The sequence below is a fragment of the Halomonas sp. 25-S5 genome, from assembly GCF_029889845.1.
GTDB lineage: Bacteria > Pseudomonadota > Gammaproteobacteria > Pseudomonadales > Halomonadaceae > Halomonas.
The window spans coordinates 1-704 of record NZ_JARANV010000081.1; the positions used below are offsets into that span (position 1 = coordinate 1).

Annotated in this window: 1 protein-coding gene; it reads left to right on the forward strand. The window is 67.5% G+C overall.

Annotation, left to right across the window (positions count from 1 at the left end; translation table 11 throughout):
* On the forward strand, positions 1–585 hold a 585-nt coding region (locus OP498_RS18460; RefSeq protein WP_280554815.1), incomplete at its 5' end, for a transposase.
* Positions 586–704 lie beyond the last annotated feature (119 nt).

Here is a 704-nt window from a genome sequence, read left to right on the forward strand (position 1 = left end):
GGGCACATGGTCAGTGCCCTGCGTCAGGCCGCCACTGCCGGCGAACTCCACCGGGTCACCCGGCCGGGTGACGTGGACAATCAGCTCAACACCCTGATGGCCACTGAGTGGGTGGTCTACAGCAAGGACTGTCTCGAGCACACGCCCGGCGTGGTCCGCTACCTGGCGCGCTACACGCGCCAGATCGCCATCAGCAACGCCCGCATTCTCGCCGTGGACGACCACCAGGTGACCCTGCGCTACAAGGACTATCGCGACCGTGACCGACACAAACGGCTCGCCCTGGATGGCGAGGAGTTCGTGCGCCGCTTCCTGCTCCACATCCTGCCCAAGGGGCTGATGCGGGTCCGACACTACGGCTTTCTGGCCAATCGCTGCCGGCGACGACGCCTGGCACAGATCCGCCAAGCGCTGGCGGTCGTCGAGACGGCACCGGATGCCGATACGGCCGCCAGCGACCCGGAGCCGACCTACACCTGCCCGCACTGCAGGCAACCGACACTGCGGGTGATCGGAACCCTTACACCCCGGCGACCCACACGCGGCCGACCACCCAACCACAGGGAGCAACGCTATCGAGCATGAGCTGACGCGCTACTCACACAACGGACTCGTCGATCCGGCCCGCTCGCGGGTCGCGGCGGCGCTCGTCCCGGTGATGGATTTCGACCAGCAAGCGCGCTACGTTGGGGCGAACTGGGCCC